General features: G+C 47.4%; 29 protein-coding genes and 1 other RNA gene. 26 read left to right on the top strand and 4 right to left on the bottom strand.

Annotation, left to right across the window (positions count from 1 at the left end; translation table 11 throughout):
* Positions 1-28: 28 nt before the first annotated feature.
* Positions 29-457 (bottom strand): DUF4275 family protein, encoded by a 429-nt coding sequence (locus ASG16_RS01155; protein ID WP_056496013.1) that lies wholly within the window; start codon positions 455-457, stop codon positions 29-31.
* A gap of 175 nt (positions 458-632) precedes the next feature.
* Here ASG16_RS01155 and ASG16_RS01160 point away from each other — a divergent pair, with 175 nt between their 5' ends.
* The 8 genes from ASG16_RS01160 to ASG16_RS01195 all read left to right on the top strand — a co-directional run bounded on the left by ASG16_RS01160 (position 633) and on the right by ASG16_RS01195 (position 5,979).
* Complete coding sequence (locus ASG16_RS01160; protein WP_056496010.1) at positions 633-1,214, top strand: sulfurtransferase TusA family protein; 582 nt, start codon at positions 633-635, stop codon at positions 1,212-1,214.
* Positions 1,215-1,227: 13 nt separating this feature from the next.
* Entirely contained in the window at positions 1,228-2,379 is a 1,152-nt protein-coding gene (locus ASG16_RS01165; protein ID WP_056496007.1) for an MBL fold metallo-hydrolase, read from the top strand.
* A gap of 63 nt (positions 2,380-2,442) precedes the next feature.
* A complete protein-coding gene (locus tag ASG16_RS01170; protein WP_007719853.1) occupies positions 2,443-2,667 on the top strand; it encodes a sulfurtransferase TusA family protein in 225 nt (74 codons plus the stop codon).
* Positions 2,668-3,006: 339 nt separating this feature from the next.
* Entirely contained in the window at positions 3,007-3,795 is a 789-nt protein-coding gene (locus tag ASG16_RS01175) for a sulfite exporter TauE/SafE family protein (RefSeq protein WP_056496005.1), read from the top strand.
* Between the two features lie 84 nt (positions 3,796-3,879).
* Positions 3,880-4,365, top strand: coding sequence for a DsrE/DsrF/DrsH-like family protein (locus tag ASG16_RS01180; RefSeq protein WP_048035536.1), 486 nt, complete (start codon positions 3,880-3,882; stop codon positions 4,363-4,365).
* A 114-nt stretch (positions 4,366-4,479) separates the two neighbouring features.
* The gene (locus ASG16_RS01185; protein WP_012683835.1) at positions 4,480-4,746 is read left to right on the top strand and encodes a metal-sensitive transcriptional regulator; all 267 of its coding nucleotides are present in this window, start codon (positions 4,480-4,482) and stop codon (positions 4,744-4,746) included.
* A gap of 24 nt (positions 4,747-4,770) precedes the next feature.
* Positions 4,771-5,160: a rhodanese-like domain-containing protein gene (locus ASG16_RS01190; protein WP_048035537.1), complete on the top strand. Its 390-nt coding sequence runs from the start codon at positions 4,771-4,773 to the stop codon at positions 5,158-5,160.
* A gap of 186 nt (positions 5,161-5,346) precedes the next feature.
* Positions 5,347-5,979 carry an NAD(P)-dependent oxidoreductase gene (locus ASG16_RS01195; protein WP_048035538.1) on the top strand — a complete coding sequence of 211 codons (633 nt, stop codon included), beginning with the start codon at positions 5,347-5,349 and terminating at the stop codon, positions 5,977-5,979.
* A 78-nt stretch (positions 5,980-6,057) separates the two neighbouring features.
* Here the strand turns inward: ASG16_RS01195 and ASG16_RS01200 are convergent, their stop codons facing one another.
* A complete protein-coding gene (locus tag ASG16_RS01200; RefSeq protein WP_048035539.1) occupies positions 6,058-6,366 on the bottom strand; it encodes a DUF4870 domain-containing protein in 309 nt (102 codons plus the stop codon).
* Between the two features lie 237 nt (positions 6,367-6,603).
* Here ASG16_RS01200 and ASG16_RS01205 point away from each other — a divergent pair, with 237 nt between their 5' ends.
* Together ASG16_RS01205 and ASG16_RS01210 are read left to right on the top strand one after the other, a co-directional pair.
* Complete coding sequence (locus ASG16_RS01205) at positions 6,604-7,203, top strand: class I SAM-dependent methyltransferase (RefSeq protein ID WP_048035540.1); 600 nt, start codon at positions 6,604-6,606, stop codon at positions 7,201-7,203.
* Positions 7,204-7,215: 12 nt separating this feature from the next.
* A complete protein-coding gene (locus ASG16_RS01210; RefSeq protein ID WP_056496002.1) occupies positions 7,216-7,875 on the top strand; it encodes a DedA family protein in 660 nt (219 codons plus the stop codon).
* A gap of 121 nt (positions 7,876-7,996) precedes the next feature.
* On the opposite strand, the gene ASG16_RS01215 is transcribed toward ASG16_RS01210, so the two are convergent.
* The gene (locus ASG16_RS01215; RefSeq protein ID WP_056496000.1) at positions 7,997-8,887 is read right to left on the bottom strand and encodes an EamA family transporter; all 891 of its coding nucleotides are present in this window, start codon (positions 8,885-8,887) and stop codon (positions 7,997-7,999) included.
* A 214-nt stretch (positions 8,888-9,101) separates the two neighbouring features.
* Here ASG16_RS01215 and ASG16_RS01220 point away from each other — a divergent pair, with 214 nt between their 5' ends.
* The 10 genes from ASG16_RS01220 to ASG16_RS01265 all read left to right on the top strand — a co-directional run bounded on the left by ASG16_RS01220 (position 9,102) and on the right by ASG16_RS01265 (position 17,802).
* Positions 9,102-10,862, top strand: a complete 1,761-nt coding sequence (locus ASG16_RS01220) for an HD domain-containing phosphohydrolase (protein ID WP_056495997.1) — start codon at positions 9,102-9,104, stop codon at positions 10,860-10,862.
* A gap of 55 nt (positions 10,863-10,917) precedes the next feature.
* An RNA gene (gene ffs, locus ASG16_RS01225) (signal recognition particle sRNA large type) lies at positions 10,918-11,182 on the top strand.
* A 235-nt stretch (positions 11,183-11,417) separates the two neighbouring features.
* Entirely contained in the window at positions 11,418-12,851 is a 1,434-nt protein-coding gene (locus tag ASG16_RS01230; RefSeq protein ID WP_048035547.1) for a PAS domain-containing sensor histidine kinase, read from the top strand.
* Positions 12,852-12,992: 141 nt separating this feature from the next.
* On the top strand, positions 12,993-14,690 hold the full coding sequence (gene dnaX / locus ASG16_RS01235) for a DNA polymerase III subunit gamma/tau (protein ID WP_056495994.1): 1,698 nt from the start codon (positions 12,993-12,995) through the stop codon (positions 14,688-14,690).
* 45 nt (positions 14,691-14,735) lie between these two features.
* Positions 14,736-15,047: a YbaB/EbfC family nucleoid-associated protein gene (locus ASG16_RS01240; RefSeq protein ID WP_026134079.1), complete on the top strand. Its 312-nt coding sequence runs from the start codon at positions 14,736-14,738 to the stop codon at positions 15,045-15,047.
* Positions 15,048-15,075: 28 nt separating this feature from the next.
* A complete protein-coding gene (gene recR / locus ASG16_RS01245; protein WP_012683846.1) occupies positions 15,076-15,672 on the top strand; it encodes a recombination mediator RecR in 597 nt (198 codons plus the stop codon).
* Positions 15,673-15,766: 94 nt separating this feature from the next.
* Complete coding sequence (locus ASG16_RS01250; RefSeq protein ID WP_056495992.1) at positions 15,767-16,243, top strand: SRPBCC family protein; 477 nt, start codon at positions 15,767-15,769, stop codon at positions 16,241-16,243.
* 56 nt (positions 16,244-16,299) lie between these two features.
* Entirely contained in the window at positions 16,300-17,277 is a 978-nt protein-coding gene (locus ASG16_RS01255) for a CPBP family intramembrane glutamic endopeptidase (RefSeq protein ID WP_056495987.1), read from the top strand.
* A gap of 15 nt (positions 17,278-17,292) precedes the next feature.
* Positions 17,293-17,523, top strand: coding sequence for a DUF2508 family protein (locus ASG16_RS01260; RefSeq protein ID WP_056495984.1), 231 nt, complete (start codon positions 17,293-17,295; stop codon positions 17,521-17,523).
* A gap of 12 nt (positions 17,524-17,535) precedes the next feature.
* Positions 17,536-17,802: a pro-sigmaK processing inhibitor BofA family protein gene (locus ASG16_RS01265; RefSeq protein WP_007719887.1), complete on the top strand. Its 267-nt coding sequence runs from the start codon at positions 17,536-17,538 to the stop codon at positions 17,800-17,802.
* 16 nt (positions 17,803-17,818) lie between these two features.
* On the opposite strand, the gene ASG16_RS01270 is transcribed toward ASG16_RS01265, so the two are convergent.
* Entirely contained in the window at positions 17,819-18,346 is a 528-nt protein-coding gene (locus ASG16_RS01270) for a hypothetical protein (RefSeq protein WP_056495981.1), read from the bottom strand.
* Between the two features lie 209 nt (positions 18,347-18,555).
* Between ASG16_RS01270 and ASG16_RS01275 the strand changes: the two genes are divergently transcribed.
* The 6 genes from ASG16_RS01275 (at position 18,556) to ASG16_RS01300 (ending at position 23,048) form a co-directional block, all read left to right on the top strand.
* The gene (locus tag ASG16_RS01275) at positions 18,556-19,545 is read left to right on the top strand and encodes a hypothetical protein (protein WP_056495978.1); all 990 of its coding nucleotides are present in this window, start codon (positions 18,556-18,558) and stop codon (positions 19,543-19,545) included.
* 60 nt (positions 19,546-19,605) lie between these two features.
* A complete protein-coding gene (locus ASG16_RS01280) occupies positions 19,606-19,788 on the top strand; it encodes a sigma factor G inhibitor Gin (RefSeq protein ID WP_007719893.1) in 183 nt (60 codons plus the stop codon).
* A 104-nt stretch (positions 19,789-19,892) separates the two neighbouring features.
* On the top strand, positions 19,893-21,365 hold the full coding sequence (locus ASG16_RS01285) for an aminotransferase class I/II-fold pyridoxal phosphate-dependent enzyme (RefSeq protein WP_056495975.1): 1,473 nt from the start codon (positions 19,893-19,895) through the stop codon (positions 21,363-21,365).
* Between the two features lie 39 nt (positions 21,366-21,404).
* Positions 21,405-22,046, top strand: coding sequence for a dTMP kinase (gene tmk / locus ASG16_RS01290; RefSeq protein ID WP_056495972.1), 642 nt, complete (start codon positions 21,405-21,407; stop codon positions 22,044-22,046).
* Positions 22,047-22,179: 133 nt separating this feature from the next.
* Positions 22,180-22,509: a cyclic di-AMP receptor DarA gene (gene darA, locus ASG16_RS01295; protein WP_007719896.1), complete on the top strand. Its 330-nt coding sequence runs from the start codon at positions 22,180-22,182 to the stop codon at positions 22,507-22,509.
* A 92-nt stretch (positions 22,510-22,601) separates the two neighbouring features.
* Entirely contained in the window at positions 22,602-23,048 is a 447-nt protein-coding gene (locus tag ASG16_RS01300; RefSeq protein ID WP_056495969.1) for a YaaR family protein, read from the top strand.

Here is a 23,048-nt window from a genome sequence, read left to right on the forward strand (position 1 = left end):
AATGCTTCCTCTCTTTGTTTTCCCCACTCTACTTCCTGCAAAAATAAGGCCCACACCACTTGGTTTCATGAGTCTTCACATACGTCCACGTAAAATCCTTATCCACGACATACACATCGTATTCCATTTCCAAGTCCCCGACAGAAAACGCCGCAGCATTTTCCAAGATCAACACCTCGTTGGAAAGCTGGTAAAACACATAGTATGACTCGTGGGCAACTTGCTGAAAGGCTTTATCCGCTTCCTCGCGTTCAAGACAATCCCTCAGCTTATTGCTAAATAAATGCCACAGATACCCCTGGTAGCCGTCTTTATTTTTGAGAAAAATCCTCTCTTTATCTTCTTCGGTCAGATGGCTCGCAAAATGCTTCTCCCATTCTTCCCGTAAGTAAGGTCCCCAAATAGACAGCTCTGTTGTCTTCGTGTTCTTTGCCTTCATCCGGTCAGCTAGTTTCATTGGGCCCTCCATGTCGGTACAAGATCCTTTCTAAGAAAATACGTATGAATGAGTGGGTGGGTCACGTTTCGACTATTGACAAAGGAAAACGAGGGGCATATTATAATACCCATAGGGGTATACGTATTAAGTTGATCGATCAACATTTCCACTCAAAATGTAGGAGGTAGACAACATGTCCGTACAATCGAATTTTTCTGCTGATAAAACATTAGATTGCAAAGGCTTGGCATGTCCAATGCCTGTCGTACGCACAAAAAAAGCAATGGAAGAGATGTTACCGGGTCAGGTGATGGAAGTGCAAGCAACTGATAAAGGGTCATCGGCTGACCTGAAGAGCTGGGCAAACAATACGGGGCATGAATTTTTGGGCACGGTTCAGGAGGGGGAAGTATGGAAGCATTTCCTGCGAAAAGCGAGTACCCATGAGGTGAAGGAGGAGACGAACTTCTTGCGGACCATTTCTAATGAAGAACTGCAAAAAAAGCTGGAAGCCAAAGAGAAGCTGACACTCATTGATGTGCGAGAACCGGCGGAATACGCTTTTCACCGCATTCCTGTAGCCATTTCGATACCCCTGGGAGTATTGGAGCAGCGCTTGAATGAGCTACAGCCCGATGACGACATCTACATTATCTGCCGATCCGGCAAACGCAGCGACATGGCTTGTCAGTTGTTGGCCGAAAAAGGTTTTCCCAAAATCACCAATGTGCTACCGGGTATGTCTAGCTGGAATGGCCCGGCAGAAAAACAATAAGGGGGAGAGAAACATGATGGAACAACAAACAAGCGTGAAGGCAATGACAGCATACGAGCTAACCCAGCTTCTTTTTGCGAAGGAGGAATTGTTTATTCTCGACGTTCGCAATACGAGCGATTATGAGAATTGGCGAATCGAAGGGCATCGAGTAGTGAGCATGAACATCCCTTACTTTGATTTGCTGGATGGGGTGGAGGCTGTTCTTGAGAAAATCCCAGTGAAACAGAAGGTGTTGGTCGTCTGTGCAAAAGAGGGCTCATCCATTTTTGTCGCAGAGATGCTAGCAGAGGCGGGCTTTACGGATGTTTCTTACCTGCAAGGTGGCATGAAAGCGTGGAGTGAGCATCTGGAGCCAGTGAAGGTAGGAGACCTCCGTGATGGCGGTGCGATTTATCAGTTTGTCCGTATTGGAAAAGGCTGCTTGTCTTACATGATCGTATCAGGAGGGGAGGCGGCTGTCGTCGATACATTGCGGATGACGGATGTGTACGAAGCATTTGCAGCAAAGCATCAATGGACGATCAAGCACACCATCGATACCCATCTGCATGCCGACCATATTTCCGGTGGAAAGAAGCTGGCAGATCGGCTCGATGCATCGTATTGGCTTCCGGAAAAAGATGCGGAAGAAGTTACGTATTCTTATCGTAAGCTAGAGGAAGGGCAGGAAATCCAGGTGGGTGCAACCAAAATCGCGATCCTGCCGATCTACTCCCCCGGACATACCATCGGAAGTACGTCACTGATTGTCGATGATACGTATTTTCTCACGGGTGACAGTCTATTCGTAGCTTCGATCGGACGCCCGGATTTGGCTGGGAAAGCAGAAGATTGGGTGGGAGACCTGCGCAACACCCTGTATAATCGATATAAAGAGCTTCCCGAGCATTTAGTCGTGTTGCCTGCTCATTTTGGCAGCTACACGGAGCTTGGTCCAATGGGTGTGGTATCTGCTCGTTTGGGTGACTTGTATCGCAACAATCCAGGGCTAACGATTGCGGATGAAAGTGAATTCCGCCATATCGTTACGCACCATTTGCCGCCGCAGCCGAATGCGTATCAAGAAATTCGTCAAGTGAACATGGGGAAATTAAAACCGAGCGAAGAGGAACAACAAGAGATGGAAGTAGGGCCAAATCGCTGCGCCATTCACGATAAATAACGGAGAGGTAGTTCAAAAAATCGTCTTTTGATCATGCACTTATATAACAGGAGGAATGAAAACATGGCGGATATTGTGGTAGATACAAAAGGTCTGGCTTGCCCGATGCCAATCGTCAAAGCCAAAAAAGCAATGGACGGAATGCAATCCGGTCAAACCATGGAAGTACTCTCGACGGATAAAGGCTCTCTGAACGACTTCACTGCTTGGGTCAAGCAAACAGGGAATGAGCTGGTTTCCCATGAGGTTGAGAACGGTGTGTACAAATTTTTAGTGAAAAAGCTGTAGGGAGACAGAAGCGAGCACTCTTGGATGAAGTGCTAACGGTTCGTGTAGTGCTCGCTTACTCCTGATTTTCATAAACGATACGTACGCCAAGGTGCGTATAGATTTCTTCTTTGTAGTGGCCATTAGGGCATTGCTTTTCACTGAACAAGGCATTTTTGTGTGAGTGCAAAGGTTCTTGGCAGGTGGGGCACCGATGCTGAAAAATGGATTTGAAAAAGCGGACCATTTAAATCACCTTATTCACAGTTATTTACTTGGAATTGATTTTACCTGATGTTGGTTCATTTGAAAAGAGGGTTGAGCATTCCGATGCGTTAGGTAGGAATGCGAGGAGGATATATGGACGTATTACTGCTTCTGCTCATGGTCTCTCTCGGTTTTGTCGGCTCCTTTTTTTCCGGACTACTCGGGATTGGCGGAGCGATCATCAGCTATCCGATGCTTCTGTTTATACCACCGGCACTAGGTGTGGCGCAGTTTTCCGCCCAGGAAGTTTCGGTGATCTCGATGTTTCAAGTATTTTTCGCGTCGCTGTCTGGCGTACTGGCTTTCCGCAAAAGAAACGGGAAAAACTCGCCCCTGATTCATAAAGGACTCGTCAGAGATATGGGTGTAAGCATCTTGGCGGGAAGTCTGATTGGTGCAGCTCTCTCCCAGTACTTGTCGAATGAAAGCATCAATTTGGTGTACGGGATCCTGGCGATTATTGCCGTGATTTTGATGCTCGTGAAAAATAGAGGAACAGAAGCGGCAGCAGGGGAAGTTACGTATAACCGCTTCATTGCTGTTGGTGCTGCGTTTGCCGTAGGAATCGTATCCGGGATTGTCGGGGCAGGGGGAGCGTTCATCCTCATTCCGATCATGCTGACTGTGTTGAAAATACCTACGCGCGTGACAATTGCCTCATCTTTGGCCATTGTATTCATCTCCGCAATAGGTGGTGTGATCGGGAAGCTTTCGGGTGGGCAAATTCCGCTCTTGCCCGTTTTGTATACGGTCATCGGAAGTGTTTTGGGGGCACCGGTGGGCAGTATGGTCAGCGCCAAGAGCGATGTGAAATATTTGCGTTATGGCCTGATTGTGCTGATCAGTGGAACGGCTATCAAGATTTGGAGTGACATTTTATAAGGAAAGATGCTTTTCTTTGCAAAAGCTTCTTTCGCTTATTTTTATACCTATACAAGTATAAGTATTATAAAGGAGTGTTCTGACATGGAAAAACAACAAAAAGAAAAAACGACGATTGTGTTGTTCAGTGGTGACTTGGATAAAGCGATTGCGGCCTTTATTATTGCGAACGGAGCGGCGGCCTATGATCATGATGTCACGATTTTCTTCACCTTTTGGGGACTGAATACGATGCGCAAGGACGAGATCGTGAAGGTAGAAAAGGGATGGCTTGAAAAAGCGTTTGGTTGGATGATGCCAAGAGGCGCCAAGAAGCTCGGACTGTCTAAAATGAACATGATGGGGATGGGGCCAGAGATGATCAAGCATGTCATGAAAAAACACAATGCCCTGACGCTTCCGCAACTAATCGAGCTGGCTCAGGAGCAGGGAGTGAAGCTGGTCGCTTGTACGATGACGATGGACTTGCTCGGTCTCAAACAGGAGGAGTTGCTCGACGGAATGGAATATGCAGGTGTAGCCGCTTATTTGGGGGATGCGACTCAGGCAAGAGTAAACCTGTTCATTTAAACAGCACGCGCAGGCAGCTTGCTTGACATTACCTGGATTTCGCATAAGATACCTGTATGTAAGGTAGTTCCAAGATGGATACGTATGCCTTGTCGTGAAACAGGAGGAATTCATATGGATTACAACTATAGTGACGATATCAAAAGACGTTTAAAACGTATCGAAGGACAAGTACGCGGTGTGCTGAAAATGATGGACGAGCAGAAAAACTGCAAAGACGTAGTAGCGCAGCTCTCCGCCGTTCGCAACGCTTCAGACAAGGCGATTGCCCAGATTGTAGCGGAAAACCTGCAACGCTGTTTGTTAGAAGAGCAGGCTGCTGGAGGAGACACGAGCAAGCTGGTGAAAGAAGCCGTAGAGCTTTTGGTCAAGAGCCGTTAAACCGATTTTGGAGAGGAGCTTCCTATGAGTTTCACTACGATTCTTTTGCTGTTCGCCTATGCGGTAATTATTTGGTATGTCATCTCTCGCTTCGTTCCTGTAAAAGGATTGGAAAATCTCAAGTCAGATCAGTTCAAGGAACGGGTTAACCAAAAAAGCAGGGTGCTGCTCATCGACGTACGCGAGCCGCACGAATATAAAGCGGGTCATATTCCATCAGCAGTGAACATCCCTTTGTCTCAGCTCGACCATCGTGCAAAAGAAATTTCCAGCAAGAACGATATATTGCTATACTGCCGGAGCGGGATGCGTAGTAAGCAGGCAGCAAAAATTTTAAAGAAACACGGCATTCCACAGATGGCACATCTTCAAGGCGGGTTCATTACCTGGAATGGTCCGACGAAAAAGAAGTAACAGCTAGCACCTGGTGTATGTGTGAATGCCGGGTGCTTTTTTATGCGTTGAAAAACAGGGTTGACATTTTGTTTAGTTGTAACTAAAATGATTACAACGAGGCGATGCGATAACGCCTATTATTTTTGAGAGAGTTGTAACTAATTCAGTTACATCCACAACATAAAAAATGGAGGGAATATCATCATGAAGATTGCAATTGTAGCAGCAAGCGGTAAAGCAGGAAAGGTAATTATGAAAGAGGCGTTGGATCGTGGTCATCAAGTGACAGCGATTGTACGTGATGCATCCAAAATCGAGCAGACTGACGTAGCAGTGATTCAGAAAGATGTATTTGACCTGACAGCAGCAGATTTGAACGGCTTTGACGTAGTCGTGAACGCTTTTGGTGCACCAGCAGGCCAGGAACATCTGCACGTAGAGTCAGGGAAAGCTTTAATTGAAGCATTGAAGGGTGCTCCTTCTACACGTTTGCTCGTTGTAGGTGGTGCAGGTAGTCTGTTTGTAGACGAAGCCAAAACACTGCGTCTCGTAGAAACGCCTGATTTCCCTAAGGCTTACTTGGCAACAGCACAAAAGCATGGAGAGTACTTGCGTGTATTGGAAGAGTCAAACGGCATTCAATGGACTTATATTAGTCCATCTGCCTTTTTTGATCCAGCAGGGGAGAAAACAGGCGCGTACCAACTCGGAAAAGACCATCTGCTAGTAAACGCTAGCGGACAGAGCTATGTGAGCTATGCCGACTTCGCAGTGGCGTTGCTCGATGAAATCGAAAATCCGAAGCATCGCAATGAGCGCTTCACAGTAGGCTCCTAATCTAAATTGGAATTAGGCTCCTGAACAAAAAGACCAGCTTCCTACTAAAGGATAGCTGGTCTTTTTTGTGTATCGTGATTATCTGCCAATCCCACCGACGAATGGGTAGGAAAACGGGCGTCCATTTAATGAGTAGATGATACCTTTAATCGGGTAGTAGATCGCCATCAGTCCAAACACAATCAGGAATGGAATCCCAATCAACAAGAAGGTGAAGAACCAGGAAATAGCGATGAGCACCGTCATTATGATGTGAAAGAACAAAGCTTGCAGGGCCATACTTTTGGCGCCACGATTTTGTACGAGCAGCCAGACAAGAATGGGTACAAGGATCGGTGCAAAAAATGTGCTAGCGTGCGTTATGACTTTTACACCTTTATAATCCATGAATAAGTCCTCCTTGATTAGATGTAAAACTTGATCTACTGCCATTGTAACGTATGGAAATCACTCGAAAAACCATCATGAGCGTGATTATTTGATCCGACCAGAGACGGAGGAATTTTTATTTCCATTCGTTTACTGTTATAGTAGTAAGAAAATCTTTCGTTTTTGGTAGATAATTCGTAATGTTTTTTGGATATGATAATGGATAAGCAAGAACTGAGAAGGGAGCTTATAGACATGATGATCGATTGTCATCATCCGTCCAGCATGAAGGATCGGCTGATGTTCTTCTATAATTTTTTGCAGTCGCCAGGCCAAGTAGGCAGTATTACTCCTAGCTCCCGTGCACTTTGTAAACAAATGGTTGCGCCCATCGACTGGGAGCAAGCACATACAATTGTGGAATTAGGAGCAGGAACGGGGATTTTTACGAAGTGGATCGAGCAAAAGAAAAAACCGGAAGCCGTACTGGTATCCTTTGAAAAGGAGACCAAAATGCGCAAAAGGTTGGAACCACTATTTCCCGATGTACGATTCCACGAAGATGCGGTAGATTTGAATCGGGTTCTTTCGGACGCGGGATTGGGCAAAGCCGACTGTATATTGTCGGGCCTACCATTTGCCAACTTCCCACAAGAGCTGCGTGATCAAATCATGGATCAGGTATATCATGCGCTAAAACCAGGCGGAGTATTTGTCGCCTTTCAATATTCGCTGCAAATGAAAAAGCAGCTTTCTTCTGTATTTGAGCAAGTATCGGTGAAGATGGTTCCATTGAATCTGCCACCTGCCTTTGTTTACATTTGCCGGAAGGATGATGGCAAGGGTGTCGGCTAGGAGGATTTTTAAATGATTGTCGATATGCTGTCCGAGTCTGTGGGTCAGTTTGGCTATTTTGCTCTTTTCTTTATGTTATGGCTAGGGATTGTTGGTATGCCGATCCCTGATGAGGTGATCGTGCTGTCTGCAGGAGTGCTGACCTCGATGGGACTTCTGCATGTTATTCCTGCATTTATTGCGACCTATCTGGGTGTCGTTTCGGGGCTATCATTGGGATATGTGCTCGGGAGATGGCTAGGTGCACCTGCACTGAACTGGATTAGTCGCAAAAAAGGAATGAACAAGTACGTAGATCAAGCGCAGTCGCTTCTCGATCGTTACGGAAGCTACGCCCTATGTATCAGCTATTTCTTTCCGGTTGTCAGGCATGTGGTTCCTTACTTGGTCGGGATCGGGAAAATGACGTTTCCACGGTACGCCCTGTTTTCGTACACAACCGGCTTTGTATGGACGCTGATCTTGTTTTTGCTCGGTCATTTCATGGGAAATAAGGTGGAGATGCTTACTTCTTATGTGGCCTTGTTGAATAATCGAACCGTGATTTTCTCTGTCTTAGGTGCACTGGTTCTCATTGTTGCTGTTTACTATGGATTTACCGTTTGGAGAAAACAAAAAAACATGGCGGCTGCGCCACAGCCTCTAATGATCGATCGTGATCGAAAAGAGTAACCCGAATGGAATAATGACGAAGTCAACAACCCTTTGCGTGGAGCAGAGGGTTGTTTTTTTGATCATAAAAAAACCATCCGTATGTGCGGCTGTGGCACAATGGATGGGCTTTGGACAACGCTTATGAGGTAGCCTTGTTTCTTCGAATGTTTCGCTGGCGTAGCCATTCCGGCAAGATGATTCCGAGTAAAATGATCACGACTCCGCTCACTTGGAGTATAGAGACAGATTCATTCAAAATGACATAGGAGGAGAGCACAGCCATAGGTAGCTCAGCTGCTCCTAATATAGCTCCCATCCCCGGTCCAATGTGGGGCATACCATAATTGAAAAAAACGGTCGGGATGAAAATACCGAAGAAGGCGAGCAAAAATACGTATGGAAACAACCCGTCCAACAATGCTCCGTTGAATAGAAAAACGGGTGGGTAAATCAGGCTGGCCAACAGAAAAGAGCCAGTCGCCATGCTGGAACTACGAATCCACGGATTAACAGCAATGGCGATTTTCCCGCTAAACAAAATAAACAACGTAAAAGAAACGGCTGAGAGAAGACCGAAGACAACACCAAGGATATGAAATTGGGCCAATCCACCACTCTCAAAAATTCCTCCTGCAAGAAGGGTCCCTGTCAGCAGCAAGAGAAGGGAAAAAATCGTCTCCTTTCCAGGCATTCGGCGAGTCATCACAGCTTCAACCAGTACGCCCATCCATGTGAACTGAAACAAAAGGACGATGGCGATCGAGGCTGGGATATATTGCAGGGCATTGTAGTACATGATTCCGGTGGAACCGACAGACAGACCTACGGCGACCAATAATAGCAACTGGCGAAGGGGAGGCTTGGTCCGCAGGAAAAAAAGAGCGGGTATCCAGGTCAGCACAAAGCCCAAAAACATTTGCCCACCAATTACTTCTGCGGGCGAATAGCCTTGCTTGTAGGCAAGCTTTACGATGGTTGATAGTATGCCGTAACTACATGCTCCGAGAAAAACCAGGAGGATGTATCTCATCTGATGCATCTCCTCACATACGATAATAATTCTTAGCTAGGATATTACGACAGCGTCCGTTTGTCTATGGATGAAGAAGATTCCATTTTTGGTTCGAACAAAGGTTTACGTTTGATCCCAGCGGGAAATAGTGAAGTGACACTATATAATCGTACCCACTAACAATGGTGTAGCTATAGGTTTGGTGAACAGCTTGGAAAAAAGGGGGAGGCTTGTGTACCTGAAGTGGAGGGATCGATTATTTTCCACATTTTTATTGTTGATTCTAGGGCCGACTATTCTTGTTTGCTTCCTTTTTTATGATCAAGCCAAAGCGGCCGTGTTTGAACTATACAAAACGAACATGGACGCGAATATAGGGCTCGTCGATGAACGGCTTTTGTCCCTTTTTCAGTCTATCCAAAAGGATACCGATGAATTGGCGAATAGACTAGCCAAACGTATCACAGAGGAACCATCTTTTGTCGAAGGAAAAAAGAATGGCTTTAGACGGGAATGGACATCACAGGAACAAGTCCAAAATCTATTCGAGCGTTTCTCCCGTAACCAAAAAGTGGTAGGAAATATTGTTTATCTCGGTGAGGATGGAAGAGTTTTCTCATTACATGAAGATAAGAGCTGGAGTGCGGATAATCAATTTATGGAACGAGAGCAATGGGGAACTGGAGAAAACAGGGTAGATTTTCTTACAAAAAGGGAGCAAGAGAAGCACCCAAGATCATTTTTTCTTGAGAAGCGCCTGGAGAGCTCGAACCCAAAAGCTACGGGACTTTTATTGGTGGAAATCAATCTGGATAAACTGACTGACTGGATTCGTACCTATGTCGTTCCAAAAGAGTATGGCATGATGGTTCTATCCCCCTCCCGAACTATTATGATTCACACCGATAAAGCTATGATTGGAAATCATGTTTCGACGCTTCCTCATTATGAAATGGTACGCAGGCAGTGGGAACAATCCAATGAAAAAGGACTCTTTTCCTTGCTTATCCAAGGCAAGGACATTTACGTATACCGTCTAGTGTCTGAAAAAAGTGGTGGTGCTTATTTTGAATGGTTGCCAAGAGAGGGGATTAATGAACGATTACAACAATTGAACCTCATCTTTTGTTTCACCCTTTTTATCGTAGTCTTATTTGCCTGTTATGTGGCACACCGTTTATCAAAATGGATTGGTGAGCCGATCTATAGCTTGGTATCCGCCACTGATTCCTTGTTGAAAGGTGATTTTTCCATACGCGTCCCGATACATGGGATGAAAGAAATAACGCTACTGGAGAATAAGTTCAACACGATGGCAGAACAGATGCATGCGTTAATTATCCGAGAGCGGGAGTATTCGCAACAGAGCTTGGATCAAATCGTTCGGAGCTTTTATTTAGCGGTAGAGATGAAGGACCCTTATACAGCAGGACATACAGAACGAGTTACGCACTATGCCCTTATCATTTATGATTATTTACAGCAACAGGAACAGCTTGCAGTTTCACGAGATGATTTACGTTACGCTGGCTTAATGCATGATATCGGGAAAGTAGCCATTCCTGACCACGTCCTTTTAAAAACAGGGAAGCTATCGCCTGACGAGTATGAATGCATGAAAACTCATTCCATTATCAGTGGAAAAATTGTAGAGCAAATAGAAAACCTGTCACATATCAGTTTAGGGGTGCGGCATCATCATGAGCGATGGGATGGAAAAGGTTACCCTGATCAGCTCAAAGGGGAAGAAATCCCGCTGATTGGGCGTATTCTTGCCGTTGCAGATACGTTTGATGCTATGACCTCTACACGTTCCTATCGCAAAGCCATGTCGGCAAAAGAGGCGTACGAAGAAATTCTCCGATGCCAAGGTACACAGTTCGACCCCTCTATTGTTTCGATTTTTAAGAAGGCTTTTGAGGATGGAGCTGTTCAGATTACACAATCAGCGGATTGTAAGGGAAGAGTTAGTAAGGATAGAGAGATTTCCTAGCGCTGGATAGGTTTACTCCTTGCTATCGGCTACTAACTTTGGTATTCTAATTCTACCGTGCTAGACGGGGAGGTTGCGGTGCCCTGTAACCTGCAATCCGCAATAGCAGGGTTGAATTCCTATCCTAGGTTTTCTTATGTGAGGCTGCCTTATGGCGGCGGTGTTGAGGAGCGGGTCCTGTGCAACGCGAACCCATGAATCTGGTCAGGTCCGGAAGGAAGCAGCCATAAGTGGATCATCGCGTGTGCCGCAGGGTAGCCTGCTCTGAGCTGCTACCATAAGTAACGCTCGGATAAGGATTATCGAAGATAGGTGCACGGTACTTATCACGCATGTACAGATAGCATGTTTCCGAAGGGAAGCATGCTATTTTTATTTTGCGATCCAATTATTTTTTGTTGGAAATTGACGATAACTAGCGAAACATTTCCATGCTTTTTAGGTGGATAGAATGAAGGTTTTACGAGTATTTTCACGAATTTTCATAATAGGCGGAAAGGATTTCGTTTCGTTTCTTTCCTTTCAAAATACGTCATAGGCCAGGAGGGACAAGCTATGAGTGCACTTTCTTCGTTACATCTCGTTGGCTCGTCCGGTCGATTGCAGCGGTTCATGCATCAACTGCCTACTGCCGTTTTATTGGTGAATCAAGCGGGTAGTATCGTGGAGGTCAACGAACAACTGCTTCGTATAACCGGATATTCACGCGATCAACTTATCAATAAGCCTATCAGCTCTCTTCTTCCCCATCGAGGTTCGATGGAGCACCTGTATGAGGAATATTTGCGAAAGGAAGAAGAAGTGGGAACCAAAGGCGAGGTCGAACTAGAATGGTGTGATAAACAGGGGAGATGCAGGAACACGTCTGTCATGATCATGGCACAGCAAGCAGAAGAACTTCTGTACATGATCCATTTTCCCCAACTCGTAAAAGAAAGCGATCGGCTTTTGTCGCAACGATTGTTGACCAAACTGACCTATGATACAAGCATGGGCTTGTTTATCCTCGACGAGAAATCGATCATTATCGAAGCCAGTCAGACGGCGTGCAAGCTGCTGGGTATGGAGAGACTGGACGTCATCAATAAACACGTGGATCAAGTATTTAGCGGTATCCCCGAACCGCATCGGTTCATTAAAAAAGAACTTTTGGAAGGCGTAAAGCTGCAAAATGTCGCGACTTCCTGGACCAATGACAACCAACGCTATGAGCTGATTGTCGACGCAAATACACTCCAAGACGAGTCAGGGAAAACAGTAGGGGCGTTTATTCTTTTCAAAGACATAACAAACCTGCGATCCTTCGCCCAAAAGCTCGAACGGAATGAACGCTTGGCGATGATCGGGCAAATTGCTGCTGGTACAGCACACGAGATTCGCAATCCACTTACCTCAATCAAAGGATTCCTGCAAATGTTCCTCAAGTCATTCGCTGACAGTGGCATGGAGAGGGAGAAAACGTACACCGAAATCATGCTCACAGAAATTAATCGCATCAATTCTTTAGTGAGTGAATTCCTACTATTGAGCAAGCCGCGTAATATTCAATATTCCATGGTCGACTTAAATACCGTTTTTGAGGAAATTTTGCCGATCGTCGAGTCACAGGCGAATCTGTACGGAATTGATGTCCAGTTTGCCTCTCGTGGTAAGCTTCCGATGGTCGTCGGGGATAACGAGCTATTGAAGCAAGTGTTCATTAATATCTGCAAAAATGGAATAGAAGCAATGGGAGAGCAAGGGTCGCTTCGGATTTCCCATCATTTCGACCAGGATGGCGACAAAGTGAGTATCGATATCCACGATTCAGGTCCGGGCATCCCGCTTTACATTATTGATAAGATTTTCGATCCGTTTTTTACGACAAAAGAGGAAGGGACAGGGCTCGGATTGTCTGTCTGCCAAAAAATCATTCACGATATTGGCGGTCAAATCCGTGTCTCCTCCAAAGGGTTTGGGACGACCTTCCATATCATGCTGCCGTATTAGGAGTAGAAAGCGTCCCGCACAATTGTGAACGGGGCGTTTTTTAAGTGAGACATGTCCGTTCACTTTGTACGAACGGTGGCAATCGTGTATACTGAATAGGATATAGAAGAGGACTGTGCAGATGGGGAGTGTCATACGAACATGGCTTATACCGCGCTATACCGCGTATACCGACCGCAGACTTTTCAAGACGTAGTCGGACAAGAGCATGTTACGACAACCTTGCGTAATGCTTTACGCGAAAATAGGCTGTCCCATGCCTATTTATTCAACGGTCCCCGAGGTACGGGAAAAACAAGTGCAGCCAAAATTATGGCGAAAGCAGTGAACTGCGAGCAGCCCATAGATGGTGAGCCATGCAATCAATGCGATACGTGTAGAGCCATCTCCAACGGTTCTGTAACGGATGTGCTGGAAATCGACGCGGCATCCAACCGTGGTGTTGAAGAGATCCGCGACATTCGCGACAAAGTGAAATTTGCCCCGAGCGACGTCAGGTATAAAGTGTACATCATCGATGAGGTGCATATGCTGACGACAGAGGCATTTAACGCTTTGTTAAAAACCCTCGAAGAGCCGCCGTCCCACGTCATTTTTATTTTGGCGACGACAGAGCCGCACAAGCTGCCAGCGACGATTATCTCTCGTTGCCAGCGCTTTGATTTTCACCGAATTCCACTGAGAGTGATGGTCGATCTTTTGCAAAGGATTTGCCAATCACAAGGGGTGCAGGTGGAGGAGCAAGCCCTGCAGCTCGTAGCGAAGATGGCTGAAGGTGGAGCCCGTGATGCTCTTAGCTTGTTGGACCAAGCGATTAGCTATAGCAAGGACGAGGTTCGTGCTAGTGATATTATGCAGATTACGGGCACAGTTGCCCAATCTTACTTTTCTGTGCTTGCGCGACATATTGCCGAAAACGATGTTGCACAGGTCATGGAGCAATTTGATACAGTCATGGTGCAAGGGAAGGACCCGGAGCAGTTCCTGCACGATTTCCTCTACTATTACCGCGATATGCTGTTATTGAAGACAGCGCCGCAGCTAGAAGAGATTGTCGAGCGGACCATGATTGATGATCAGTTTGCAGAGGTTGCAAAGCTGTACTCGTTTCCAGTGCTTTACGGAGCGATTGAGACCTGCAATCAGGCTTTGTCGCAATTAAAATGGTCGACCTACGCAAGAGTGCTGGTTGAACTGACTCTCGTCAAAATGTGTCAGCCTAATGCAAATGCGACGGAATCTATAGGAGCCTCACCCGTTAACAGCGAGGAACTGACCGCCATGTCCAATCGTATCCGCGTTTTGGAAGAGCGTTTGGTTCAAGTAATGCAAGGTCAGGTGAGCATTCCCGGACAGCAAAAGGCCGAGGAAACACGCAAGAACGAGCCAAGGCGCATAGCTGCGGCTTCTGGTGGTTCACGAACCCCGATGAATAGAGTCAGGGAAGTCGCGAAGGCCATGGATGAGAATTTGACGAGACAGGTGCGCGGGCAGTGGAGTCAAATTTTGACCGAACTGAAAAAGATCAAGATCCAGTACCAGGCTTGGCTAGTCAATGGTCAACCGGTAGCTGCCGGCAATGAAGCCGTTGTCGTAACCTTCAACAGTGCCATCCATTGCGATAAGACGATGGAGGCAGAGCTTCGGAGCGTGATCGAGCGCGTTATGTCTACCGTGTTGGGTAGGCCCTTGCAGCTCTTGTCTGTCATGGAGGAAGAGTGGCAAAGTGTAGACCAGCAGGTTGGTCAAAAAGACGCTTCTGATGAGCCGGAAGAGGACCCGTTTTTGGCGGAAGCCATCAAGCTCGTCGGAGAAGGTCTTGTTGAAGTCAAAGACTAAATCATACACTCATAACCATTTAGGGAGGATACCTCAATGAAAAACATGCAGCAAATGCAACAAATGATGAAGCAAGTGAAAAAAATGCAGGAAGAAATGCAAAAAGCGCAAGAAGGCTTGAAAGAAAGAATCGTGGAAGGCTCTGCTGGTGGCGGTGCTATCACAGTGAAAATCGATGGACATAAGCAAATCAAAGACATCGTGATCAAGCCAGAAGTAGTAGACCCTGAAGATGTAGAAATGCTGCAAGACCTGGTGCTCACTGCTGTGAACGATGCACTGCGCAAAGCAGATGAAATGGTAGGCAAGGAAATGGGCAAATTTACTGGAGGCATGAACATCCCAGGCCTGTTCTAAAAATTGGGCAGGAAAAGAGGAGTAGGCGATGTTTTATCCAGAACCGGTCTCAAAGCTCATTGATGGTTTTATGAAATTGCCCGGCATCGGTCCCAAAACGGCTGGGCGGCTTGCCTTTTTTGTGCTCAATATGAAAGAGGACGACGTGCTTGATCTGGCAAAAGCATTGGTCAATGCCAAGCGCCAGCTTCATTACTGCTCGGTCTGCAACAATATTACCGATCTCGATCCATGTCATATTTGTCGGGACAAACGTCGTGACGGCTCGATCATCTGTGTGGTGCAAGAGCCGCGAGACGTGGTAGCAATGGAGAAGACGAGAGAGTTTGAAGGGTATTATCACGTTTTGCACGGGGCGATTTCTCCTATGGATGGGATCGGCCCGGAAGATATTCGCATTCCTGACCTGTTGAAGCGCCTCGGTGACGAGCAGGTGAAGGAAGTCATTTTGGCGACCAATCCGAATATCGAAGGGGAAGCGACAGCGATGTACATTTCCCGGCTGATTAAACCTTTTGGCATTCGCGTGACGCGTATCGCGCACGGCTTGCCAGTCGGTGGAGATTTGGAGTACGCCGATGAAGTTACGCTGACCAAAGCATTGGAAGGCAGACGCGACCTATAAAGGAAATTTTTAAATATCATCCGAGAGTGCGATATAGATAGAAAAGAAGACGGGGGCTGCCTGTCTTTTTTTCGTTTTGAGAGGTGGGTGCAGTATGCCGGTTATTCGTATGGAGTTTTTGATAGATGCTCCGCGACAGGTCTGCTTCGATGCTGCCAGAAGCATTGATTTGCATATGGAATCGACCGCCAGCACGAAGGAGAGAGCGGTTGGAGGAGTTACGAGCGGACTGATCAACCTGGGGGAGACGGTTACCTGGGAAGCCATTCACTTCGGTATCAAGCAAAATTTGACGGTGAAAATCACAGAGATGGAGGAACCGCGCTATTTCGTGGATGAGATGGTTTCTGGTGCATTCAAACGGTTTCATCACACGCATGAGTTCATTCCGATAACGGACAATCAGACGAGAATGATCGATATATTTGACTACACATCTCCGCTGGGTATCTTGGGGAAGCTCGCGGATTGGTTGTTCTTGAAGGTGTATATGACGCGGTTTTTGCGGACGCGCAATGAATATCTCAAGCAAGTAGCAGAAGCACAGATAAAAGCTTTGCAATCCGGATAGAAATGCCGGACTTTTTTGAATGGACGAGACATACAGTGAAATAGGAGCGTGAGGAGATGCTGACAGGACCAGGACTGTCGCTTGCGAGTGGGATACGGCGACAAAAGTCCACTCCATGGGCGATCATGCTGTTTATTGGGTATTGGCTCATGTTTGCTGCGGAGTTATCCATGATTCGTTTTCACAAGGGTGAAGACGGAAAATGGGTTGCTACCACTGTCGGGCAACCGGAGGTATGGCTAGGATTACTTGCATTTGCAGTGACGGTATTCAGCTTCATTGCGACTGTTGGTTTCATTGTGAGCTTGCTCCGAGAAAGACGGCAGAAGACGTCATGGCTATGGCAATATGACGAGCTTACAGGGAATGATGTACTGCATATTGTGGCTTGGCTGCATGTGTTTCAAACGGGCGTACTGTTGTTGTATGGGTTTTTACTGGAAGGTACCTTCTTTTCCACCGGTACGATTGGAGGGATATTGGAATCAGCTATCTTCCAACTGTTCCTGTTGATTTTGATTCCGCTGTGGTTTCGTGGACGACTGGGGGAAATCGGCGTTCGCCGACCTGTACAACTAGGCCGGATGCTGTTGATGCTCGCTGCTCTGTTTCTTTTAATTGCACTGGTGCTGGATGCGGTGGTGACGAACCCGATTGCGGACTGGTTTGGACTGTCTCTGTCATCAGAACGAGAGCAGCAGATCGAAAAAGAGATTGTGCAGGCGAAAGAAACGGATATTTTGGCGGCGCTCACCTCACTTCTGGTCATTGGCATATTGGTTCCGATTGCGGAGGAGATTTTGTTTCGTGGCGTGATTCAGACTTATCTGGTTCAGAGAATCGGGCCCATTATGGGTATCTTCCTGAGCAGTCTCTGGTTTGGGCTCCTGCATATGGATCTCGCTCTGTTTGCTCCGCTTTTTGTCATTGGACTTTTACTCGGATTCGTTCGACATCGGTACCAATCGATCTGGGGAGCGGTTTTGTTGCATGCAGTTAACAACATGACAGGAGTACTTTACTACTTTCACTGAGGGGGAAGCTTGCAGGTGAGTAGGTGGAGAAAAAAAGCGCGGTTCGTGGTGGAATGGAATGAGGCGAGCTTGGATATGGCAGTCAATCAGGCGCGAATGGATTGGCAGCATGCCCGCCATCTTGCGGAGATCAGTGAACCGGATGGCGGTTTGGATGATGTCATTTATTATTTGCATGTGACAGAAAAGCGGTATATGTATTTGCTCGGGCAAGCAAAGCGCGAGAGGAATCGCCAACAGGCATAGGAGGAAAAGCCGATGACTACAGGGTGGGTTATAGCACTGATTGTAGTTGGAATATTGCTGGTGATTGCCGCCAGCAAATCTGTCACGGGCCCGATCAGGTGGATTGGATTTGGGATCATGCAAGTCGTGATTGGCGCACTATTGCTGTTTTTCACTAATCTGGTTGGAGAGTTGGCTAACTTCCATATCCCGATCAACCCGGTGACGGCTCTGCTCGTCGGACTTCTCCGTTTGCCTGGATTGGCGGCGTTAATTGTCATCAAGCTATGGGTTATGTAAAGGTGTATCGATTCGGTTATCCATCGGTAAGCAAAAAAGCAACGCCGCGATCCTCGTATTTCACCCGGCTGCGACTTGGCTGACGAAAGGAAGCAAGGAGGGCGAGGAGGCGTGGCAGCGCAACGATCAACGTTCCGGTGATCAAGGTGAGCGCGTATCCTTTCGAAAGCCACACAAAAGCCCCGGCTGCTATCGCCATACTTCCCGCGATTACCGTGAGCTCACTGCCCCGATAGACCGATAGCGGGATGGGAAGTGGATACCCAGCACCCCACCACGGAGAGACGAGCATATCGGCAGTTGTCTTTGGCTTGTGGCCGCGCAGAAGGGCATACAGTCGAAATAAAACCAAATGACAGATTGGTATTACAGGTAGAATCGCTAACGTCACAATCAGCGTATAAGCCGGGACTTGTAGCAAGAATGAGTGCGAAATAAGGGACAAGCCAATTAACAACAGTTGAAAAAGGTAGCCGACGAATCGCCAGCGAAAACGATAGAGCAGCTTGTAGCTATAGATCGTATGGGCGGCGGTTTCCTTCATGAAAAGTCACTTCCTTTTACAGCAGTCTGGATGAATGAAAGTCTGCGTTTCCATTATCGCACAGTCGCAAATCTTGAGAAAGCTCATACAATGAATGAAACAAGCCGTTTGTCTAGCATGACTGGATTGACGGCTTTTTGTTATGGGCAGGATAAAAGGAATGATAGGGGAAATGAATCGGTAGAGCGTGATGTGGAGGGAAAGAAAGCGTGAGGCTATGGGTCATTTCAGAGGAGGTCGTAACCAGATTCGGCAAGGAGCTCGGAGCGTGTGGGATTGTGCTGTCAGTTTACCAAACAGATTCCTCAGATGAAGTTGCCGATGGATTTCTACTGACAAAAGAGACTGATGGCAAGCTTTTGCAGGAAAGGATGCAACAGCAGGGAACGGGGCCATGGCTCACGCTTGTCTACGGAAGCGACGTGCCATACGACTGGGCGAATACTTTACATACTCAGTACGCGCGTACGGGGGAGTATGAGATCATTCGCATGGCGTTATTTACCCACGAGCGAGCTTTGCTTGGAGGGGAACCCAATGGAAGGTGGATGCGGTTCCTCTGTAAGCAGCTTGCTCGCTGCTCACTGGTGACGATGGTATGCGGGATGCGCGAGGTGGATGAAGCGCTTCGTCAATTCCCTCGCTATTTGGCGTGGAAGGAGCGGTTTTATATCGAGCTTGGTGCCAGTTGCGATGAAAAAGGAATTTCTCTGCTGCAAGTCAGTCGCGCGCTCAGTATGGACAAACGAATCGGTCAAGGCTGGCTCTACTCTTCCCGCCAAGACTCTTCCCTCATCGTTCGATGGCTTGAAAAAGAATGCAGGTTCGTTCTACAGAAAGCGAATATACAGCGGATCGTACTTTGGGGAGAGGACTCGCTATGGGAGCATATGTCTTCTGACTGGTTGGCTGAAAAAGACGTTGCAGTGTACACGGGGAAGGACAAGCCAATTCCGAACAAAAGGATGACGGGTTGGACGCTATACGATTCGTGGCAGGATGCTGTAAAGGATGCGGACTTGCTCGTGATCGGAAATGCCGCGGGAACGACCATTGCAGAGCTGCCGTTATCAGAGCTGGTTAACGGAATGAGGCAGTCCTATGTCATTGATGCAGCAGCTTGCTTCCCTGTGCAGGAAGCCCAGTCCTACTTCCAAGCCTACCGAGCTATCGGCGAAAACACGAACGTTTGGGAATGATGCTGACTATAATAGGGTATAATGGTTGGTATATTGAGGAAAAGGGCAGGCGTTTTCACTATGGAAAAAGTTGCTCAGCGATGTATCGTCTGTGAACAGGAGCAGAATGACGGAATCGCCATTTGTGAGCAGTTTATCTGTCAACGGTGCGAACAGGAAATGGTCAATACCGATGTACAGGATGAAAAGTATCCATTTTTTATTCATCAGATGAGACGCATTTGGTTGCGAAAAGATGCGTGAAGAAAGAAGGCATCGGTGCATTCCGGTGTCTTTTTTTTGCTGGACTCATGCATGTCCAAATCATGCTAAAATAGGGGAATAAAAATAAAGGACGTGAGTCGCGCGTGTTGGAGAGAGATGTTGAATTTCGGGAGCGACAAAAGCGTGCGCCCCTTTATGAACAGCTTGAACGGCACGCCAAGCATCGGCCGCATCCGTTTCATGTGCCAGGACATAAAATGGGCCACAGCTTTGACAACCATGCTAAAAAGCGCTTTCAAGACATCTTGGAGCTGGACGTAACGGAAATTAGCGGGACAGATGACCTACATCAGCCACAGGGTGTCATTGCAGAAGCGCAGGCTTTGGCGGCGCAAGCCTTCCATGCGGAACAGACCAAGTTTTTGATCGGAGGAAGTACAGTAGGAAATATCGCTCTCATCATGACAGTATGCAGACCGGGCGACAAGATTCTCGTACAACGCAATTGCCATAAGTCTGTATTCAACGGCATTATGATGGCGAGAGCAACCCCGATCTTTTTAGTGCCTGCTGTCGATCTGGCAACAGGAGTCGCTGCGGGTGTAAGGCGCGAAGATGTAGAGCGTGCGATGCTTGCACACCCCGATGCCAAGGCCGTTTTTTTGACGAATCCGACCTATTATGGAATGGGTATCGATTTGGCGAAAATGGCGGCGACGGTCCATCGGTTTGACATACCGCTTTTGATAGACGAAGCTCACGGTGCCCACTACGGGTTCCATCCTGCCTTTCCGCGTTCTGCTATGCAGGAAGGTGCGGATGCTTCGGTTCAATCGACACACAAAATGGGAACGGCAATGACGATGTCCTCGATGCTGCATATTCAGGGAGAGCGGATTGATCGTGAACGGTTGTTCCGCCATCTCGCCATGCTTCAGTCTTCCAGCCCGTCGTATGTGCTAATGGCCTCACTCGATGTAGCCAGACGTCATCTGGCGTTGGAGGCGAGCGAGGAGTGGAACAGGTTGTTGCCGCTTTTGGACAAGTTTCGGGAGCGACTCGATCGACTGGAGTGGCTGGATTGGCCGCGACTGTCCACGAACAGCGTATACGCTACGCTTGACCCGTTGAAGCTGTTTTTCCACTTGCGAACGGCCCAATTCAGTGGATTTGATTTACAGAAATGGATGGAAAAGCACGGGATTTTCTCGGAGCTGGCGGATGACTCTCATGTACTCCTCGCAGCCTCGACAGGAACCTCCTCCCGTGACCTGGATGCTTTGTGGAAGCTGCTTGAATCGATGGCACCACAAGTAGAACCGGGGGAGGAGCGCGTTCTTTTGACGGGAGTCGTGTCTTCCCATTATTTGCGCGAGCAGGCATTGCCAATGCATGAAGCTGTTGATTGCCCGAGGGAGTCGATTCTTTTGGAGCAGGCTCTGGGACGCATTGTGGCAGAGATGGTGATTCCATATCCGCCAGGGATTCCGGTGCTGGTGCCAGGCGAGCGAATCGATGAAGAAAGTCTGGCGATGCTGAAGGAATTGGCGAGAGGACAAACGCGGTTCCATGGCGTACAGGACGACCAGCTACAAACGATACAGGTTTTACAATAATCTAAGCAACTGGCCTGCTACAACAGGGGTGGAAGGAGTATGGAAGTGGCAACAGGAAAGAAAGGCCGATTTATTACGATAGAAGGCGGAGAAGGGGCCGGGAAATCCACCGTCATCGCCAAGCTGTACGAAGAGCTGAAGGCGCGGGGAGTCGATGTACTTTTGACGCGTGAGCCCGGTGGAATTGATATCGCTGAAAAAATCCGGGAAATTATTTTGAATCCGGCCCACACACAGATGGATGAAAGAACGGAGGCTCTCTTGTATGCAGCAGCACGTGGCCAGCATTTGGCCGAAAAGGTGTTACCTGCCTTAGCAGAGGGCAAGCTGGTACTATGCGACCGTTTTATCGACAGTAGTCTCGCCTATCAAGGACATGCGCGGGGATTGGGCATTGATGCTGTCTATCAGATTAACCGATTTGCTGTCGGTGACTGCATGCCGGAATTGACCTTATTCTTTGATGTACAGCCCGAAACTGGATTGGCACGGATTAATGCCTCCCGTGGACGCGAAGTGAATCGTCTCGATTTGGAAGGAATGCGTTTCCATGAGCTTGTTCGGGAAGGGTATCAACTGGTAATGGAACGCGACCCGGAGCGCTTTGTCGTCATTGATGCCGAGCAGCCGATGGAACATGTATATCAATCAGCCCTACAGGTACTGCTAGACAGATTATAAGGTTCCCTGTACCGCAGAATGATGTACATGCTGTATAATATGTTTAAGCAAAATAACGTACCAAGCCTACGCGTTTTTCATACAATGAAGAAGTCAAATGGGGAATTGATCATGGGAGAAAGGGTGATAGCCGATGAAAATGGTAGTTGCGGTCGTCCAAGATAAAGATAGTGGTCGTCTGTCTCAACAGCTGGTGAAAAAAGGTTTTCGTGCTACGAAGCTGGCTAGTACAGGTAGCTTTTTACGCGCCGGTAACACAACTTTTTTGATCGGTACGTCTGACGAAAGCGTACCGGAAGTAATCGACATCATTGCGCATAATTGCAAATCCCGCAAACAAATGGTCACTCCCGTCTCTCCACTCAGTAATGCTGTAGACTCGTTCATGCCATATCCGCTGGAGGTACAGGTGGGTGGTGCGGCAGTATTTGTATTGGATGTCGGAGAGTTCCACTCATTTTAACGTGGTTCCTTCTCTCTTTTTTCGCAACTTTCGTATATACTTGATCTCACGGGGATAAACCCTGTATTGGATCGGGCGACGGAGGTGGCGATATGAAAATCAGTGATGGGTTACGGCCTAAACTGGACTTGATTAAAACGGCGGATTCACGCAAGAATCCTCAACTGGAAAAGCTGAATTTTGGCACGATGATTCAAGGAGAAGACGAACGTATGTCTCAGGAAAAGCTTACCCGGCTACTGACAGACATAGACAGGCAGGGACAGATTCTTGCTCGTTCCCGCGCCGTTCGTGATTTCTATGCTTATAAAAATCTCGTCAAACAGTTCATGGAAGAGGCTGTGAAGTTCGGCATTGCCTTGGACGATAGACGAGGAATGAATCGGCGTGGCCGCAGCAGGCTGTACAAAATCGTCAAAGAGGTAGATGCAGAGCTGCTCAAACTGACAGATGAGCTCTTGAGCGAGCAGGCACCAACGATTGATTTGTTAGCCAGGATTGGCGAAATCCGCGGCATGTTGATCAATTTGTATTTTTAG

Origin of the sequence: Brevibacillus sp. Leaf182 (assembly GCF_001423865.2) — a bacterium.
Taxonomy (GTDB): domain Bacteria; phylum Bacillota; class Bacilli; order Brevibacillales; family Brevibacillaceae; genus Brevibacillus; species Brevibacillus brevis_C.

Coding starts and splice junctions, on each gene's coding strand:
- ASG16_RS01155 (WP_056496013.1), bottom strand. CDS start 457: ATGAAACTAGCTGACCGGATGAAGGCAAAGAACACGAAGACAACAGAG.
- ASG16_RS01160 (WP_056496010.1), top strand. CDS start 633: ATGTCCGTACAATCGAATTTTTCTGCTGATAAAACATTAGATTGCAAA.
- ASG16_RS01165 (WP_056496007.1), top strand. CDS start 1,228: ATGATGGAACAACAAACAAGCGTGAAGGCAATGACAGCATACGAGCTA.
- ASG16_RS01170 (WP_007719853.1), top strand. CDS start 2,443: ATGGCGGATATTGTGGTAGATACAAAAGGTCTGGCTTGCCCGATGCCA.
- ASG16_RS01175 (WP_056496005.1), top strand. CDS start 3,007: ATGGACGTATTACTGCTTCTGCTCATGGTCTCTCTCGGTTTTGTCGGC.
- ASG16_RS01180 (WP_048035536.1), top strand. CDS start 3,880: ATGGAAAAACAACAAAAAGAAAAAACGACGATTGTGTTGTTCAGTGGT.
- ASG16_RS01185 (WP_012683835.1), top strand. CDS start 4,480: ATGGATTACAACTATAGTGACGATATCAAAAGACGTTTAAAACGTATC.
- ASG16_RS01190 (WP_048035537.1), top strand. CDS start 4,771: ATGAGTTTCACTACGATTCTTTTGCTGTTCGCCTATGCGGTAATTATT.
- ASG16_RS01195 (WP_048035538.1), top strand. CDS start 5,347: ATGAAGATTGCAATTGTAGCAGCAAGCGGTAAAGCAGGAAAGGTAATT.
- ASG16_RS01200 (WP_048035539.1), bottom strand. CDS start 6,366: ATGGATTATAAAGGTGTAAAAGTCATAACGCACGCTAGCACATTTTTT.
- ASG16_RS01205 (WP_048035540.1), top strand. CDS start 6,604: ATGATGATCGATTGTCATCATCCGTCCAGCATGAAGGATCGGCTGATG.
- ASG16_RS01210 (WP_056496002.1), top strand. CDS start 7,216: ATGATTGTCGATATGCTGTCCGAGTCTGTGGGTCAGTTTGGCTATTTT.
- ASG16_RS01215 (WP_056496000.1), bottom strand. CDS start 8,887: ATGAGATACATCCTCCTGGTTTTTCTCGGAGCATGTAGTTACGGCATA.
- ASG16_RS01230 (WP_048035547.1), top strand. CDS start 11,418: ATGAGTGCACTTTCTTCGTTACATCTCGTTGGCTCGTCCGGTCGATTG.
- dnaX (WP_056495994.1), top strand. CDS start 12,993: ATGGCTTATACCGCGCTATACCGCGTATACCGACCGCAGACTTTTCAA.
- ASG16_RS01240 (WP_026134079.1), top strand. CDS start 14,736: ATGCAGCAAATGCAACAAATGATGAAGCAAGTGAAAAAAATGCAGGAA.
- recR (WP_012683846.1), top strand. CDS start 15,076: ATGTTTTATCCAGAACCGGTCTCAAAGCTCATTGATGGTTTTATGAAA.
- ASG16_RS01250 (WP_056495992.1), top strand. CDS start 15,767: ATGCCGGTTATTCGTATGGAGTTTTTGATAGATGCTCCGCGACAGGTC.
- ASG16_RS01255 (WP_056495987.1), top strand. CDS start 16,300: ATGCTGACAGGACCAGGACTGTCGCTTGCGAGTGGGATACGGCGACAA.
- ASG16_RS01265 (WP_007719887.1), top strand. CDS start 17,536: ATGACTACAGGGTGGGTTATAGCACTGATTGTAGTTGGAATATTGCTG.
- ASG16_RS01270 (WP_056495981.1), bottom strand. CDS start 18,346: ATGAAGGAAACCGCCGCCCATACGATCTATAGCTACAAGCTGCTCTAT.
- ASG16_RS01280 (WP_007719893.1), top strand. CDS start 19,606: ATGGAAAAAGTTGCTCAGCGATGTATCGTCTGTGAACAGGAGCAGAAT.
- tmk (WP_056495972.1), top strand. CDS start 21,405: ATGGAAGTGGCAACAGGAAAGAAAGGCCGATTTATTACGATAGAAGGC.
- darA (WP_007719896.1), top strand. CDS start 22,180: ATGAAAATGGTAGTTGCGGTCGTCCAAGATAAAGATAGTGGTCGTCTG.
- ASG16_RS01300 (WP_056495969.1), top strand. CDS start 22,602: ATGAAAATCAGTGATGGGTTACGGCCTAAACTGGACTTGATTAAAACG.